Raw genomic sequence first — 15,452 nt, 5'->3', positions numbered from 1 at the left:
GCATCGTCTCGCAGGTACCGCCTGATGGTGTTGCGAGACAGGCCCGTGCGCCGGGCTATCTCTCGGATGGACAGTTGCTCGCGCAGTGCCCAGCGCCTGATGACACTCAGTGTCGCCACGTCAATCACTCCTTCGCTCCCTGCCACCAAAAGCAGCAGGTTAGGGTTCTTGCGTGGGTCAGTTTTGGATGGAAATCCTCGGGCTCAGTGGGTCAGTTCTGGATGGAAATCAACATCGAATCGTCCAAGCCCTTCGCAATCTCTTCCATAGGTGACATTCCGGCCTCAAAGGTCTCTTCGTCGAAGACCTTTGCCTCCTTCCGGATGCGGGTTGCAACCAGCCGAACATAGGAGTCCTTGTCCCTGGAACTGTGAGATAGAAAGCACTTGATCATTGGGATCTCGACTTGGTGTATATAAGGTGCGATTCTGCCGGTTGATCTGTAGACTCGCATACTTGCGAGTAGAGGTCGCATCAGAGCCGCGTAGCGCGAGGCGTTGCCACGAAAGATGTCGTCCGAGAACCTCCAGCCATCGACCGAGACGGGCGCCCGCTGGTCATGTTGTCTGAAGGCTGACCTCGAAAGAGGGCTGGTTCTGGCCGATCGGTGACATCAGGCACGGCCCGGCGAATGCTGATCAGCGAAGGCGCGGCGCATCAAACACTTCGATGTCCAAGGGCCCAGGAGCAAGGCGCCCTCGCGAGCTGTTGGGCCAGTAGGGTCACTCACGCAGAGAACCGCATCCTCGTAGAGAACCGGAAGGCGAACAGCGATTGATTCGCCGCTAGCATTTCGATATCCCCACCAATCTTCTTCGCCACCGAAGGTGCAATGGCTGTCCGTCTCGACGTACATCGGATCTCCAAGGTGCGCTCGAAGAGTGTCCCTGGAGACGCGACGCGCCCACGCGACCTCCCATATGGGTGTGGAAGCCTCTCCCGGGGCGATACGAGTCAACGTCGTGAGCATTGCATGCCGGCCTTGTTGCGCCCGATTTTGACATCGAACAGGCTTCTCGGAAGCGGTCGGTCGCGACCGGCAGGTAATGGCCGATTATTGCCGGTTGATGGTCCCGTCGGACTACCCTCAGGCTATCGCTTGGCGCGGGCAATCGGCTGCCCATCAGCGTGGGAAAGGCTCCGCTGCACGCGAGTGCTGGAGCGATGGGTATGGCGTAAGAATTTCCCGCGACCGGGCTGCGCGACCGCGCCAATGCTCGCTTCTCGCCTAAGATTGTGATTCCTGTTGTCGTGGGTTCGAGTCCCATCAGCCACCCCACCAGATCATGAACAACGGGCACCCCAGGTGCCCGTTTTCTTTTCTACGGCCCATGCCCATGAAGATCGTCGTCTACTCCAAATCGGCCTGCCCGCAATGCGACTCGGCCAAGATGCTGCTCAAGTCGCGCGCCCTCGATTTCGAGGAGATCCGCATCGATGACGAGGCGCAGCGCCTCGCCTTCTTCGAGAAGTGCGGGCCGTCGGTGCGCCAGATGCCGCAGATCTTCATCAACGGCCAGCGGGTCGGTGGACTCGCCGGCCTGCAGGCGGCACTGGCGCAGCTCGGTCAGTCGCAGGCGTAGCGGAACGACCCATCGAGGCCGAGCGGCAGCACCAGGGTGCGCAGGCCGGCGGCCTTCGATGCGGCGCACAGCTTGTCGCGCGCGCCGCTCGAGTTGTTCACGTAGCTGCTCTTGTACTCGGCGTTGAAGACCGGCTTGTTCTTCGACGTGAAGGCCGAGTAGCCACCGCATTCCGAGTACTCGTTGCACTGCTCGTTGACCGCGAAGTCGAACGAGGGCTCCAGCGCGGCGAGCTGGTCGACGTCGTTCTTCAGCGCGATGGCCAGGCCGCGCAGGTGGGCGGCGGTGGCCAGGTAGCGGTTGTAGTCGAGCTGGTCCTGCGCGGTCAGCGGGAAGCCGGTGCCGTTGGTGTAGCCGTCGACGTTGTCGGGCTCGACGCCGTCGCAGCCCTTGGAGCGGGCGAGGTCCAGGCGCGCGGCCATCACCGTGCGCACGTTGGCCGAGCGGATGTCCAGCCATTTCTCGCCGGCCCAGCCGTCGAGCGCCTTGCCCTTGTCGGCGGTGGCGAACTTCGAATAGTCGGGCCGCCAGTCTTCGGAGCTGCCGGCTGAGAAGTAGCACACCACCTTGTGGCCGGCGGCCTTCAGCGTGGCGATCGTCACGGCGCTGGTGTCGACCAGGTCGATGTCGTAGACGGTGGCGTCGTACGAGGTGTTCAGCGTGCCGGTGAGCTGCCATTGCCAGGTGGTGGCATTCGTGGGCTTCCACCAGTCGCCGGGGGCAGGAGCCGGTGCCGGTGCAGGTGCAGGTGCAGGTGCAGGTGCAGGTGCAGGTGCAGGTGCTGGGGCCGGGGCGGGAGCCGGCGAGGGCGCGGGAGCCGGTGAGGGCGCAGGCGTGCTGTCCAGCGGCAAGCGGAAGGCCTGTTGTCCGTTACCCGTCGCACAGGTCGCCAGCGAGAACTCGTTGACGGCCACGCGTGTCGGTGCCGTCAGGCACAGCTTGCCATCGTAGCTGGCCACCTGCGCGAGGCTGGTGCCCAGCGCGGCCAGGCGGAACTGCTGCGCCTTGCGGCCGGTGCAGTCGTCGAGGTCGACGAACGCGCCCGGCTTGCTGCCGCGGCCGGTCACGCACAGTCCGGTCGACGGGTTCTTGATCAGCACCAGGTTGCTGGCGCTGTCGGACGACACCGGCACGAACTGGAACTTCTGCGCCGCGCCGGCATTGCAGGCGGCCAGCCGGATGTCCCAGCTGGACGACACCGTTTCGGTGCAGGCGCCGAGCCTGTCGGCCACCAGCGTGCTGACCGAGGTCGTGATCTTCGCGCCTGGCTTTGCGGCCATCTCGATCGCGCGCTGGCCTTGTGCATCGGCCTGGTCGTCGGTGGCCGTGTCGGTATCGCTGCCGCCGCAGGCCGCCAGCAGTACGACGCTGGAACAGGCAAGGCTCAGCATCAACGGGTATTTCTTGTGCATCTCCGGGTCCTTGTTGGTTCGAGTTCCTGGAGTGCTCCCTCCAGCCGGCGCAGTACACCGCGCGCGCCATCGGATGTAAATGCGCAAGAGGCAAGCATCGTGAGCAACGGTCACCGGGATCGTCGACACTGCACGATATGTGCAATGCGCACATTTTTACGGAACCCTCTCATGACGACCCCAATTTCGATTCGCGCGGGCCTGGCGGCACTGTCCTTCGGTTTCCTGGCTGCCTGCGGCGGCGGCGGCGGCGGTGGCAGCAGCGCAGACAACGCGCCCTCGCCGGCCGCCGACACCATCAAGCCCAGCATCACCATCACTGCGACGGTCGACCACGACGTCGTGGTGCTGTCGGCCACGGTCGGTGACAACGTGGGTGTGACGCAAGTGGATTTCTCGGTGGACGGCGGCACGATCCAGGTCACGCTCACCGATTCGTCGACACCGGGCACGTTCATGACCCGCATTCCGATCGCGCAACTCGGTCTGGGTAGCCACAGCGTGGTGGCCACTGCGCGCGACGCGGCGCAGAACAGCGCCGATTCGGCCCCGGTTCTCGTCCAGGTCGGCGAGCCCCCTATCCGGCTGGCGATCACCAGCGCGAAGGAGCCCGGTCCCATCACGTTCACGATGGACATCACCGGGGCCGAAGGCATCTACGGGATCAACATCACGATGGACGGGGTCTACCTGGGCGGCAGCTTCAGCAGCACGCGGCATTTCGTCTACACGCCCGAGAAGCTGGGTGCGGGGGTGCACCACATGGTGGTCTCCATCGTGGACGACAAGAACAACAGCCTGTCGCAGGCGGTCGACTTCGAGATCTGATCGACGCGGCTGGCGCTTGCGTGGCGTCAGGCTCGCGCCCGCAGTACCGCCAGGAACTTGTCGTGTTCGAGCGGCTTGCGAAGGAGCACCACGTCCGCAGGAAGCTGCCCGAAGTCGGCCAGCTCGGCCGACGACTTCCCCGACACCGCGACCAGCAGGCGCGGCCGTGTTTCGGCATCCGCCAGCACGTTGCGGATCATCTCCAGGCCATCCATGTGGGGCATGTGGACGTCGGTCACGACGATGTCAGGCGCCCACTTGGCGATCATGACCAGGCCCTGGAAGCCGTTGCCCGCGACGCGCAGCTGGGCGCCGGGCAATGCCTGCTGCACCAGGCCTGCGATCAGGTCGCGGTAGATCGGATCGTCATCGACGACAACCACCGTGATCGGCCTGCTCCCCGGACTTGCGGCAGGCTCTTGCGCAGACCTTGCGCCGATGACCTGCTGCTGCTCCTCGAACAGCAGCTCTGCGCTGCGTGCGTCGATCCGGCGGTGGCCGCCCGGCGTCTTCCAGGCCTTCAGTCGGCCCGAGTCGACCCAGCGCTGCACGGTCTGCAACGAGATCCCCAGGCGCTTGGCGATCTCGGCGGTCGAGTAGGAGCGCGCAGTCTCGTTCATCGACCCGATCTTAGTGGCTCGCCCCCGTCCAGCGTGAAGAGGCTGACCGCATCGACCAGCCTGGCGGCTTGCTGGTTGAGGCTCTCGGCGGCGGCTGCGCTTTCTTCGACCAGGGCCGCGTTCTGCTGCGTCACCTGGTCGAGCTGGTTCACCGCGTCGCCGATCTGGCTGATGCCTTGCGTCTGTTCCAGCGTGGCCGAGCTGATCTCGGCAATCAGGTCGTTGACGCGCCGGACCTGCGCCACGATGTCATCCATCGCGCGGCCCGCTTYACCCACCTGCAGGCTTCCCGCTTCCACCTTCACCACGCTCTCCGTGATCAACCCCTTGATCTCCTTGGCGGCTGCCGCGGAGCGCTGCGCCAGGGTGCGCACCTCGCTCGCGACGACCGCAAAGCCCCGCCCCTGCTCGCCGGCGCGGGCCGCTTCCACCGCCGCGTTCAACGCGAGGATGTTGGTCTGGAAGGCGATGCCGTCGATGACGCCGATGATGTCGGCGATCTTCTTGCTCGAGGCCGTGATGCCTTCCATCGTCTGAACCACCTGCGCCACGACCAGGCCGCCCTGGCCGGCCGCCGTCGTCGCGCAGCCCGCGAGCTGGGTGGCCTGGCGGGCGGTGTCGGCGTTCAGCTTGACGGTGGCGGTGAGTTGCTCCATCGACGCGGCGGTCTGCTGCAGGTTGCTGGCCTGTTCCTCGGTGCGCTGGCTGAGGTCGGCATTGCCGGTGGCGATCTGGGACGAGCCCGTCGCGATGCTGTCGCTGCCGGCGCGAACCTGGGTGACGACATCCCGCAGCGATTGCTGCATGTGGCTCATCGCCGCCACGACGCTGCCGGGGCCTGCTCGCGACGTGTCGATCTGCGTCGTGAGCCTGCCCTGCGCCACCGCATTCGCCACGGCGGCCACGTCAGCCGGCTCGCCGCCGAGCGAACGGGTGATGCCGCGCGTGATGAGCACGCCGATGACGATGCCGCAGAGCGCACTGGCCGCGGTGAGCGCCACCATCAGCAGGCTGACGAAGCGGAACGTCTCGTCGCCCTCTTTGGCGGCCTCGGCGCCGTTCTGCTCCTTCATCTCGGTCAAGAGGGAGAGTTGGTCGTCCACGGCCTTGTTGGCCTGTTTCACCGCCAGGTCCAGTCGCGACAACTCGGCATCCGCGGCCTGCAACGTCTTGGCCGACGCAGCGGCGAGATAGGCTTCGGTGGTCGGCAGCCATGCCTTGATCATCACTTCGAGCTTGTCGAACTGCTCCTGGCCACGCGCCGTGTGGAAGAGCGGACGCGATTTGTCGAGCCACGATCGCATCGTGTCCACCGACTCCTTGAACGTCTGGCGGGCTGCCTGGCGCTGCGGCTCCGAGGTGGCCAGCGAAAACTGGCCGCGGGCGCGCGCCGCATAGATCAGGTTGATGTTGGCTTCCTTGACGTACGAGATGCCGAGCAATTCCCGGTTGTACAAGTCGGCGCTCATCCGGTTGAGGCGGAACAGGCCGTTGATGCCGAAGGCCGCGACGAGGGCGCCCAGCACGATCAAGGTCGAGAATGCGAGCAGCAGACGTGCGCCCAGACGGAGGTTTTTGAACAACATGGCCATCCAATCGTTAGAACGCGGCGCACTGTGCGGTCGCTGATTGGGTTTTCGGCCCCCCGCTCGCAGATCCGAGGCATGTTTTAACGTTTTGGACGTTTTGGTTGATTAAGGCCGGGCTGGCTGGCGTGTCTACCGCCGCTCCGACAGCTGCCGGATCGTGACGCGGCAGCGGATCCCGACGGCACCGGCCTCCTTCCACTCCACTTCGCCGCCCAGCTGCTTCACGCGCTTGCGCACGCCGCCCAGCCCCAGGCCGTGCGCCCAGGCCTGCGGGTTGCGGCCGCTGCCGTTGTCGGTGATCGTCAGCTCCAGCCGGTCCTGCAACAGGTGGAACTCGATGTCCACGCGGCGCGCGTTGGCATGCGCGATCACGTTGCTGACCAGTTCGCGCATCACGCGCGTCAGCGCCGACCACTGCACCACCGTGAGCGACATGTCGCGGTCGAAGCTCAGGCTCCAGCCGAGTTCGATGTGGGCCGCGGTGAGGCGCTGCGTCAGGTCGGCCTTCCACTCGGCCGCCGCGTGCGACAACGGATGGTTCGGTGCCGCCAGGCCCCGCGTCAGCGTCTTCAGGTCCTGCAGCGTGTGCCGCACATACTCTTCCATCTCGGGCGACTGCGCCTTGTACATCAGCGTCAGCAGCCGCGCGCCGATGTCGTCGTGCAGGTCCTGCGCCAGGCGCAGCCGCTCTTCGCTGCGCCCCTGTTCGACGGCCTTGTCGAACGCGATCGCGCGGCGCAGCTGCTCGAGGATGCGCTCGGCCAGCCGCGCGTCCTCGGACGTGAAGAGGCGCCGCCCGCGGTGCGCGAAACGCAGCACCACCGAGCCGGGGAAGGCGTCGCCGCCGACCCCCGGCAACTGCGGCACCGGCACCAGCAGCGTCGAGCCGTCGCCTGCGACGCGCACGTTGCGCGTTGCCTTCTCGACCACCACCGCCTCCATCGGGTCGAACAGCTCGCGCAGCAGCTGCATCAGCAGGTCGGACGCGCGCTCGGGGTGCGTCTCGACCTCGCGCGCCATGCGGTACAGCTTCTCGAACATGCGCTCGGTGGTCAGCACGCTGCTGCCCAGCAGCTGGTTCAGGATCCACTGCCGCGCCCCCGAATAGATGCCCAGCGACAGGAACAGCGCCAGCGTCACCGACGCGAACTGGCCGAGCGAGAACACCGCGACGAACAGCAGGTCGAGCGAGGTCGCGATGGTACTGACGGCCGCCAGCAGCGAGAACTCGCGCATCACCTGCTGCGACTTCGACAGGAACGGCACCAGCAGCAGCAGCGACGCGAAGAAGAGGTACCAGATGGTCGGCCCGATGCTGGCCAGCTGCTGCTGCACCGCCGGCATGCGGTGCCCGGCCGCGATCGCGATCGACAGCAGGATCCAGGTGCTGATCGTCATCACGCCGAAGCGGCGCATCACGATCGCGAACGGATGCGGCTCGTGGCGGTACGACCAGGTCAGCAGCGCGAGCGATGCCAGCCCGAGCGCGGTGACGCCGCCCTGCGCCCACCACCACGCGCCGGGCAGCGCGCCCAGGCCGCCCAGCAACGCGACGCCGAGCGCCAGCGTCCAGCCGATCCAGACGCTGCGGGGGGCGCGGGCAAGCCGGCGCACGGTCGGAGAGGCCGCGTGCACGACGGCGGCACCGGTGATGAGGTCGAAGGCCATGCGCACCGGCATGTCGGCGCGCACGAAGCCGAGCGGCAGGCCCAGCTGCAGCGTCGACTCGATCGCCATGAACACCAGGTTGCCGGCCTGRCACAGCGATGCCACCGCATACAGCAGGTTGCGCATCGACGGCTTGGCCAGCAGCACCACCATCGCCACCATGTACAGCGTCAGGCTCATCGCCGACAGCAGCCAGAACATCGTTCCCAGCTGCGACAGCCCGCGCGGCTGCAGCGCCAGTTCGACCTGGCGGCCACCGACGAAGAACAGCCGCACCGAACTGCCGCCCATCACGGCCGCCACCTGCTGGTGCTGGTCGAAGTGGCGCTCGCGTTGCACGTCGCGCGTGATCCAGCGCGGCGAGCGCTGCAGCGCCAGGCCGTCGAGGATCGCGACCTGGCCGTTGTCGTTCAGCAGGCCGACCAGCGCGCGGCCTTCGAAGGGCCGCAGCGTCGCCTCGTCGGCATGGGCCAGCTCGATCTCGCCTTGCGCGCCGACGCGCCAGTCGGACGGGATGTGCGGCTGGCCGGCCAGCCAGCGCGCGGTCAGCAGCAGCGCCACGCAGCCCAGCAGCGCGGCCACCACCAGCAGGCGCAGGCGCCAGCCCATCCAGCGCGACAGCCGGTGGTCATCGCCGAGCGCGTGGTCGATCAGGCCGGAGTCGAGCGTCGATTCAGGGTGGTGCGCGGACTGCGCGGACGGTGGGTTGTCCATGCGGTGTCAGCCCGCCAGGGCTGCAGGCCTCAGACCAGGCCCTGCTTGCTGGCCAGCACCGCGGCCTCGGCCCGGCTGGACACGTTGAGCTTCTTGTAGATCGACTTGATGTGGTCGTTGACGGTGAACCACTTGATGCCCATCAGGTTGGCGATTTCCTTGATGGTGAAGCCCTTGCTGAGGTAGGTCAGCACCTCGCTCTCGCGCGGGGTCAGGCGTTCGTGGTCGAGCGGGGCGCCGCGGCCGAGCGGCATCGGCCGGCTGCTCTGGAAACCCGAGGGGCCCGGCTCCGGCAGCCCGCCCATGCCGCCGGACCCCTGGCGGAAGTGGCCCAGCAGCCGGCGCGCGATGGCCGGCGACAGCGGCGGCTGGCCGCGCACGATCTTCTGCAGCTCCTCGACCAGCACCTCGAAGCGGTCTTCCTTCAGCAGGTAGCCGTCGGCGCCGCACTGCAGCGCCGGGAACAGGTGGTCGTCGTCGGAATACAGCGTCGTGACGATCTTGGTGGCCGGGTAGCGCGCCAGCTCGGCCAGCAGCTCCATGCCGTTGCCGTCGGGCAGCTCGAGGTCGACCAGGATCAGCTTGAACGGATCGGTGGCGGCCTCGACCTTCTGGCGGTCGGGCAGGCCGATGTGGCGGCGCGCGCTCTCCAGGTCGCCGGCCTCGGTGATCGCGATGGTGTCGCTGAAGCTTTCGCGCACCACGCGGCACAGGAAGCTGCGTGCCACGGGGTTGTCTTCGACGATCAGGACCTTGATTGCCATGCCGGAGGACGGGGAGGGTTTGTGCGGCTTGCATCGTAGCGCACTCGCCCCGGCGCAAACTGTGTCCAGCGGTGTGCGAAGCACCCCCCACCCCCCGCGGGTGGAGGGGGTCGGAACGGGTCAGTCGTTGCGCAACACGATCTTGCCGTGGACCTGGCGGCTGCCCATGCGCGCGAACGCATCCGACAGGCCCGCCATCGGCAGCGTGCGGTCGATCGCCGGCTTGATCCGGCCCTGGGCATACCAGCCGGCCAGCTCGGCCAGCGCGCGGGCGTTGGCCTTCGGCTCGCGGCGCGCGAATTCTCCCCAGAACACGCCGACGATGGAAGCGCCTTTCAGCAGCGCCAGGTTCAGCGGCAGCGACGGGATGCTGCCTTGCGCGAAGCCGATCACCAGGTAGCGGCCGCGCCATGCGATCGAGCGGAACACCGGTTCGGCCAGGTCGCCGCCGACCGGGTCGTAGACCACGTCCGGGCCCTTGCCTTGCGTCAGCGCCTTCAGCTCCTCGCGCAGTTGCCCCTTGCCGTAGTTGATGGTCTCGTCGGCGCCGAGCGAACGGCAGAAGTCGCACTTCTCGTCGCTCGACGCGGCGGCGATCACGCGGGCGCCGGCCGCCTTCGCGATCTGGATCGCCGCCGTGCCGACGCCGCCTGCGGCACCCAGCACCAGCACGGTCTCGCCCGCCTTCAGCGCGGCGCGGTCCATCAGCGCATGGTGGGTGGTGCCGTAGGTGCACAGGAAGGCCGCCGCGTCCTCGAACGCGAAGCCCGGCGGCAGCGGCATCAGCAGCGCGGCGTTGACGCAGGCATGCGTCGCGAAGCCGCCGGTGCCGGCGAACGCGGCCACCGCATCGCCGAGCTTCAGGTGCGTGACGCCGTCGCCGACGGCATCGACCACGCCGGCGTATTCGGCACCGGGCACGAAGGGCAGCGGCGGCTTGATCTGGTACTTGTTCTGCACGATCAGCAGGTCCGGGAAGTTCAGGCTGGCGGCGCGGATCGCGACGCGCACCTCGCCGGCCGCGGGTTGCGGCGTCGGCAGTTCCTTCCAGCGCAGGGCCTCGGGGCCGATGGGGTTCTCGCACAGCCAGGCTTGCATGGTCTTGTCTCCGTGGGTCGTGGTCTCGGGGCCAGCGCCGCATGATAGGCAGCCGCGGCGGATGCGCGCGTCGCCCAGGTGACGAGTCCCTACAATCGCCGGATGCGCATCCTGATTGCCAACGACGACGGCTACCTCGCCCCCGGCCTCGCGGCCCTGGTGAAGGCCTGCGAAGGGCTGGGCGAGATCGACGTGGTGGCGCCCGAGCAGAACGCGAGCGGCACCTCGAACTCGCTGACGCTGCACCGGCCGCTGTCGGCCTTCACCGCGGCCAACGGCTTCCGCTACATCAACGGCACCCCGTCCGATTGCGTCCACGTCGCGCTCACCGGCCTGCTGCCGCAGCGGCCCGACCTGGTGCTGTCGGGCATCAACAACGGCGCCAACATGGGCGACGACACGCTGTACTCGGGCACCGTCGCCGCGGCGATGGAGGGCTTCCTGTTCGGCATCCCGGCGATCGCCTTCTCGCAGGTCGAGAAGGGCTGGGCCCACGTCGACGCGGCGGCGCAGCTGGCGCGTTCGCTGGTCGAGCAGGTGCTGGCGCATCCGCCGGCGCAGGGGCCGTGGCTGCTGAACGTGAACATCCCGAACCGGCCCGATGCCGCCGCGCTGCCGCGCCGCGTGACGCGCCTGGGCCGCCGCCACGCGAGCGAGCCGGTGATCTGCCAGCAGAATCCGCGCGGCGAACCCATCTACTGGATCGGCCCGGCCGGCGACGCGCGCGAAGCCGGCGAGGGCAGCGACTTCCATGCGACCGCGAACGGCTGCGTGTCGATCACGCCGCTGCAGGTCGACCTGACCGACCACGAACGGCTGCCGAACTGGCGCCAGTGGTCGCAAGGGCTGCGCGCATGAGCGACAGCCCGAAGCGCCCGAAGTTCCCGCTGCAACTCGATCGCGTGACGCCTGCGGCCCCGCCGCGTCCGGTGCTGCGGCCGCAGCGGCCCTTGCAGCAGGCGGCCGAGGCGGCACAGGCCGTGCCGCGCAGCGCGCCCTCGGGCCTGGGCCTCGATTCGGCCGGCGTGCGCCAGCGCATGGTCGACCGGCTGCGCAGCGACGGCGTGCGCGACGAGCTGGTGCTGGGTGCGATGGCGCGTGTGCCGCGCCACGCCTTCGTCGACACCGCGCTGGTCAACCAGGCCTATGAAGACACCAGCCTGCCGATCGGCCTCGGCCAGACCATCTCGAAGCCCTCGGTCGTCGCCCGCATGATCGAGCTGCTGATGGCGAGCCCCGCCGCGCGTGCACGGCGCACGCTGGGCCGCACGCTCGAGATCGGCACCGGCTGCGGCTACCAGGCGGCAGTGCTGGCGCAGCTGTCGCGCCAGGTGATGTCGGTGGAACGCCTGAAGCCGCTGCACGACAAGGCGCGCGAGCTGCTCGCGCCGCTGCGCCTCACGGACATTCGGCTGGTGTATGGTGACGGCATGCGCGGGCACCCGCCGAACGCGCCTTACGACAGCATCATCTCGGCCGCGGGCGGCGACAGCCTGCCGCAGGCCTGGCTGGACCAGCTGGCGATCGGCGGACGGCTGGTGGCGCCCGTGCAGCGCCCGGCCGGACAAAGCCAGGTGCTGGTGGTGGTGGACAGGACGGAGGATGCCTACGAGCGCTCGTTTCACGAGGCCGTGCATTTCGTCCCTTTAAAATCAGGAACGGATTGATGACATTGGCAGTGATGGCAAGCACACCGACCTTGGCGGCCACGCGCCGCCGTTCGACAGGCACACGCTCGATCGTCATCGTGCTGGCTGCGCTGACGCTCGCGGCGTGCTCGTCGACGAAATACCGCGCACCGGTCGAAGACCGTCCCGGTGCCTCGCGCAACCCGGCCGGGACCATGGCCGGCACGCCCGGTGCCGCGGCGCCGGCGACCTCCGCCCCCGTGGCGGGCTCCCCCGAGGCGGCCAAGCTGCTGCCGGGCGCCGAGAACGCCGGCAAGCCCGGCTTCTACACCGTCAAGCCCGGTGACACGATGATCCGCATCGGGCTCGAGACCGGGCAAAACTGGAAAGACCTGATCCGCTGGAACAACCTCGACAACCCGAACGTCATCGAGGTCGGCCAGGTGCTGCGGGTGGTGCCGCCCGGCACCGATCCGAACGCGGTCGCGACGCGCGGTGTGACGGCCGCGAAGATCGACGTGAAGCCGCTCGACGCGCCGCGTGCCGCATCGGGTGCGGCCCCGGCCCCGGGCGTGACGGTGGCTTCGGCCGCGTCGGTGCCCGTCGTCACGCCGCAGGCCCCGGCCGCGGCGCGCGACGAGGACGATGTCAACTGGCAGTGGCCGGCCACCGGCCAGGTGCTGTCGGGCTTCGACGAGGCGCGCAGCAAGGGCCTGTCGATCTCCGGCAAGGCGGGCGACCCGGTGCTCGCGGCGGCCGACGGCCGCGTCGTCTACGCCGGCTCGGGCCTGCGCGGCTACGGCAACCTGGTGATCCTGAAGCACAACAGCACCTTCCTGACGGCCTATGCGCACAACCAGGCGCTGCTGGTCAAGGAAGACCAGACCGTGCGCCGCGGCCAGAAGATCGCCGAGATGGGGTCGACCGACTCCGATCGCGTGCTGCTGCACTTCGAGATCCGCAAGTTGGGCAGGCCGATCGATCCGGCCAAGCTCCTGCCGCCGCGCTGACACGCACGGCGCATCTCCACCAGCCCGGGCAACAGCATGGCCAAGAAGCGCAGCACAGTGAACGGGCATGCGCCGGGCCAGCAGGAGGAGGGGGCGCAGGTGCCGCTGCCGATCGTCGTCGTGCACGAGCTCGACGTCGACGCGCCCGAGCCGGTGCTCGACGGCGAGGGGGGCCCGGATGATGCCCGGCCGGCCATCCTGATCGCGGCCGGCGAAGGCGAGGTCGGCAACACGCTGCAGACCTACCTGCGCGACATCCGCCGCGCGCCGCTGCTGACGCCTCAGGAGGAGTTCGACACCGCGACGCGTGCGCGCGCCGGCGATTTCGCGGCGCGCCAGTCGATGATCGAGCGCAACCTGCGGCTGGTCGTCAGCATCGCGAAGAACTACCTGGGCCGCGGCCTGCCGATGACCGATCTGATCGAGGAGGGCAACCTCGGGCTGATGCACGCGATCAGCAAGTTCGAGCCGGAGCGCGGCTTCCGCTTCTCGACCTATTCGTCGTGGTGGATTCGCCAGAGCATCGAGCGCGCGATCATGCACCAGGCCCGGCTGGTGCGGCTGCCGGTGCACGTGGTGCGCGAGCTGAACCACGTGCTGAAGGCGCGGCGCGCGCTGGAGGCCGATGGCACGCACGGCGACGGTGCCGACAAGCCGGTGCGCGTCGAGGACATCGCGGCCCGCGTCGGCCGGCCCGTGCAGGAGGTCAGCGAGCTGCTGAAGTTCGCCGAGCTGCCGGCCTCGCTGGACGCGCCGATCGACCGCGAGAACTCCGAGTCGATGCTCGACAGCGTGGCCGACGAGGGCGCGAGCGACCCGCTGTCGACGACGCTGAACCACGAGATCGACGTGCTGCTGCAGCACGGGCTCGACGAGCTGAACGACCGCGAGCGCGAGGTGCTGTCGGGCCGCTACGGGCTGCGCGACCGCGAGCCCGAGACGCTGGAGGTGCTGGCCGAGCGGCTGGGGCTGACGCGCGAGCGCATCCGGCAGATCCAGCAGGAGGCGTTGGTGAAGCTCAAGCGGCGCATGGCGCGCAGCGGCATCGATCGCGACTCCATCTTCTAGCGCCTGCGACAATCGCGGGATGACAGCACAGGATGAATGGCTGACGGTCGAATCGCTCGACCTGGAAGCGCAAGGCGTGGCGCACAACGCGGAAGGCAAGGTGGTGTTCATCGAGGGCGCATTGCCCGGTGAGCAGGTCCAGGTCAGCGTGGGGCGCCGCAAGAACAACTGGGAACAGGCGACGATGACGGCGTTGCGCCGGGAGAGCTCGCAGCGCGTCGTGCCGGGCTGCCGGCACTTCGGCACCTGTGGCGGCTGCAAGATGCAGCACTTCCACGTCGGCGCGCAGGTCGCGACCAAGCAGCGGGCGCTCGAAGACGCGCTGTGGCACCTGGGCAAGGCCAAGGCCGAGCGCGTGCTGCGGCCGATCGAGGGACCGGCCTGGGGTTACCGCTACCGGGCGCGGCTGTCGGTGCGCCACGTCGTCAAGAAGGGCAAGGTGCTGGTGGGCTTCCACGAGCGCAAGTCGAGCTACGTGGCCGACATGGACAGCTGCGAGGTGCTGCCGCGCCACCTGAGCGACCTGCTGCTGCCGCTGCGCGAGTTGATCGGCGCGAYGGACCAGCGCGACCGGCTGCCGCAGATCGAGGTCGCCATCGGCACCGGCGTGACCGCGCTGGTGCTGCGCCACCTCGAGCCGCTGAGCGCCGGCGACCTGCAGCGCCTGCGGGCGTTCGGGGCCGCGCACGGCATCCAGTGGTGGTTGCAGCCGAAGGGTCCGGACAGCGTGCAGCTGCTCGACGCCGGCGGGCCGCCGCTGGCCTACGACCTGCCCGAGTTCGGCATCACGATGCCGTTCAAGCCGACCGACTTCACGCAGGTCAACCACCAGATCAACCAGGTGCTGGTGTCGCGCGCGCTGAAGCTCTTGGGTGCGCAGCCGCACGAGCGGGTGATCGACTGGTTCTGCGGGCTCGGCAACTTCACGCTGCCGATCGCGACGCAGGCGCGCGAGGTGCTGGGCATCGAGGGCAGCGAGTCGCTGGTGACACGTTCGCGCGAGAACGCGGCGGTGAACCGGCTGGCGCACAAGACCTCGTTCGTCGCGCGCAACCTGTTCGAGATCACGCCGGCCGAACTGGCGGGCTACGGCAATGCGCAGAAGTGGCTGGTGGATCCGCCGCGAGAAGGAGCATTCGCGCTGGCCAAGGCGCTGGCCGACCTGCATGCGGATGCGTCGTCGGCGCCGGGCTATGAACCGCCGAAGCGCATCGTCTACGTCAGCTGCAACCCGGCGACGCTGGCGCGTGATGCGGGTTTGCTGGTGCACCAGGCCGGCTACCGCTGCACGGCGGCAGGGGCGGTCAACATGTTCCCGCATACCGCCCACGTCGAGAGCATGGCGGTGTTCGAGCGCGCATGACTGCCCCTCGTTCGCCGGGTACGGCGAACGGCCCCCCGAGGGGGCGCGGGCCGGCCCTTCGACAGGCTCAGGACAGGCTTGGGGCGGCCCGGCGCTCGGCCCGCATC

At 68.5% G+C, this 15,452-nt stretch carries 13 protein-coding genes and 2 pseudogenes; 7 read left to right on the top strand and 8 right to left on the bottom strand.

All coding sequences use genetic code 11. The features are described 5' to 3' along the window. A partial coding sequence (locus AC1DYN_RS28400; RefSeq protein WP_477965408.1) for a helix-turn-helix domain-containing protein occupies positions 1-128 on the bottom strand: 128 nt, incomplete at its 3' end. Between the two features lie 1,209 nt (positions 129-1,337). Between AC1DYN_RS28400 and AC1DYN_RS28395 the strand changes: the two genes are divergently transcribed. Continuing rightward, positions 1,338-1,583: a glutaredoxin family protein gene (locus AC1DYN_RS28395; RefSeq protein WP_477965406.1), complete on the top strand. Its 246-nt coding sequence runs from the start codon at positions 1,338-1,340 to the stop codon at positions 1,581-1,583. Here AC1DYN_RS28395 and AC1DYN_RS28390 read toward each other — a convergent pair. Together AC1DYN_RS28390 and AC1DYN_RS28385 are read right to left on the bottom strand one after the other, a co-directional pair. Continuing rightward, positions 1,568-2,290 (bottom strand): annotated as a pseudogene (locus AC1DYN_RS28390) (endo alpha-1,4 polygalactosaminidase); the annotation flags it as partial. The gene AC1DYN_RS28395 and the pseudogene AC1DYN_RS28390 sit on opposite strands and share 16 nt — an antisense overlap. Before the next feature lie 153 nt (positions 2,291-2,443). Beyond that, a pseudogene (locus AC1DYN_RS28385) lies at positions 2,444-2,863 on the bottom strand (RICIN domain-containing protein); the annotation flags it as partial. Positions 2,864-3,166: 303 nt separating this feature from the next. Between AC1DYN_RS28385 and AC1DYN_RS28380 the strand changes: the two are divergent. After that, positions 3,167-3,823, top strand: a complete 657-nt coding sequence (locus AC1DYN_RS28380; protein WP_477965404.1) for an Ig-like domain-containing protein — start codon at positions 3,167-3,169, stop codon at positions 3,821-3,823. Positions 3,824-3,849: 26 nt separating this feature from the next. Here AC1DYN_RS28380 and AC1DYN_RS28375 read toward each other — a convergent pair whose 3' ends face one another. The 5 genes from AC1DYN_RS28375 to AC1DYN_RS28355 form a co-directional block, all read right to left on the bottom strand. Further along, the gene (locus tag AC1DYN_RS28375) at positions 3,850-4,443 is read right to left on the bottom strand and encodes a response regulator (RefSeq protein WP_477965402.1); all 594 of its coding nucleotides are present in this window, start codon (positions 4,441-4,443) and stop codon (positions 3,850-3,852) included. Next, a complete protein-coding gene (locus tag AC1DYN_RS28370; RefSeq protein WP_477965400.1) occupies positions 4,440-6,029 on the bottom strand; it encodes a methyl-accepting chemotaxis protein in 1,590 nt (529 codons plus the stop codon). The genes AC1DYN_RS28375 and AC1DYN_RS28370 overlap by 4 nt, the downstream gene beginning before the upstream one ends. A 132-nt stretch (positions 6,030-6,161) precedes the next feature. Beyond that, positions 6,162-8,414 (bottom strand): sensor histidine kinase, encoded by a 2,253-nt coding sequence (locus AC1DYN_RS28365; protein ID WP_477965398.1) that lies wholly within the window; start codon positions 8,412-8,414, stop codon positions 6,162-6,164. Positions 8,415-8,443: 29 nt separating this feature from the next. Next, on the bottom strand, positions 8,444-9,178 hold the full coding sequence (locus AC1DYN_RS28360; RefSeq protein WP_477965396.1) for a LuxR C-terminal-related transcriptional regulator: 735 nt from the start codon (positions 9,176-9,178) through the stop codon (positions 8,444-8,446). Between the two features lie 120 nt (positions 9,179-9,298). Further along, complete coding sequence (locus AC1DYN_RS28355; RefSeq protein WP_477965394.1) at positions 9,299-10,276, bottom strand: NADPH:quinone oxidoreductase family protein; 978 nt, start codon at positions 10,274-10,276, stop codon at positions 9,299-9,301. A 102-nt stretch (positions 10,277-10,378) separates the two neighbouring features. Here AC1DYN_RS28355 and surE point away from each other — a divergent pair, with 102 nt between their 5' ends. From surE to rlmD, 5 genes are read left to right on the top strand one after another with little or no spacing between them, the layout of a single operon-like run. Beyond that, positions 10,379-11,134 (top strand): 5'/3'-nucleotidase SurE, encoded by a 756-nt coding sequence (surE, locus tag AC1DYN_RS28350; protein ID WP_477965392.1) that lies wholly within the window; start codon positions 10,379-10,381, stop codon positions 11,132-11,134. Continuing rightward, positions 11,131-11,943, top strand: a complete 813-nt coding sequence (locus AC1DYN_RS28345) for a protein-L-isoaspartate(D-aspartate) O-methyltransferase (protein ID WP_477965390.1) — start codon at positions 11,131-11,133, stop codon at positions 11,941-11,943. Before surE ends, AC1DYN_RS28345 begins: the two co-directional genes overlap by 4 nt. A 14-nt stretch (positions 11,944-11,957) precedes the next feature. Then, entirely contained in the window at positions 11,958-12,914 is a 957-nt protein-coding gene (locus AC1DYN_RS28340; protein ID WP_477965388.1) for a peptidoglycan DD-metalloendopeptidase family protein, read from the top strand. A gap of 36 nt (positions 12,915-12,950) precedes the next feature. Then, a complete protein-coding gene (gene rpoS, locus AC1DYN_RS28335) occupies positions 12,951-13,982 on the top strand; it encodes an RNA polymerase sigma factor RpoS (RefSeq protein WP_477965386.1) in 1,032 nt (343 codons plus the stop codon). A 19-nt stretch (positions 13,983-14,001) separates the two neighbouring features. Further along, positions 14,002-15,345: a 23S rRNA (uracil(1939)-C(5))-methyltransferase RlmD gene (gene rlmD, locus AC1DYN_RS28330; protein WP_477965384.1), complete on the top strand. Its 1,344-nt coding sequence runs from the start codon at positions 14,002-14,004 to the stop codon at positions 15,343-15,345. The last annotated feature ends 107 nt before the right edge of the window (positions 15,346-15,452 follow it).

It is taken from the genome of Rhizobacter sp. P2_D12, from assembly GCF_056404395.1.
Note: the sequence above shows the minus strand (reverse complement) of the source record. Positions and strands in the feature narration are given on the sequence as shown.

Excerpts from the sequence above, each read along its gene's own strand:
- AC1DYN_RS28395 (WP_477965406.1), top strand. The coding sequence starts at position 1,338 with ATGAAGATCGTCGTCTACTCCAAATCGGCCTGCCCGCAATGCGACTCG.
- AC1DYN_RS28380 (WP_477965404.1), top strand. The coding sequence starts at position 3,167 with ATGACGACCCCAATTTCGATTCGCGCGGGCCTGGCGGCACTGTCCTTC.
- AC1DYN_RS28375 (WP_477965402.1), bottom strand. The coding sequence starts at position 4,443 with ATGAACGAGACTGCGCGCTCCTACTCGACCGCCGAGATCGCCAAGCGC.
- AC1DYN_RS28360 (WP_477965396.1), bottom strand. The coding sequence starts at position 9,178 with ATGGCAATCAAGGTCCTGATCGTCGAAGACAACCCCGTGGCACGCAGC.
- AC1DYN_RS28355 (WP_477965394.1), bottom strand. The coding sequence starts at position 10,276 with ATGCAAGCCTGGCTGTGCGAGAACCCCATCGGCCCCGAGGCCCTGCGC.
- surE (WP_477965392.1), top strand. The coding sequence starts at position 10,379 with ATGCGCATCCTGATTGCCAACGACGACGGCTACCTCGCCCCCGGCCTC.
- AC1DYN_RS28345 (WP_477965390.1), top strand. The coding sequence starts at position 11,131 with ATGAGCGACAGCCCGAAGCGCCCGAAGTTCCCGCTGCAACTCGATCGC.
- AC1DYN_RS28340 (WP_477965388.1), top strand. The coding sequence starts at position 11,958 with ATGGCAAGCACACCGACCTTGGCGGCCACGCGCCGCCGTTCGACAGGC.
- rpoS (WP_477965386.1), top strand. The coding sequence starts at position 12,951 with ATGGCCAAGAAGCGCAGCACAGTGAACGGGCATGCGCCGGGCCAGCAG.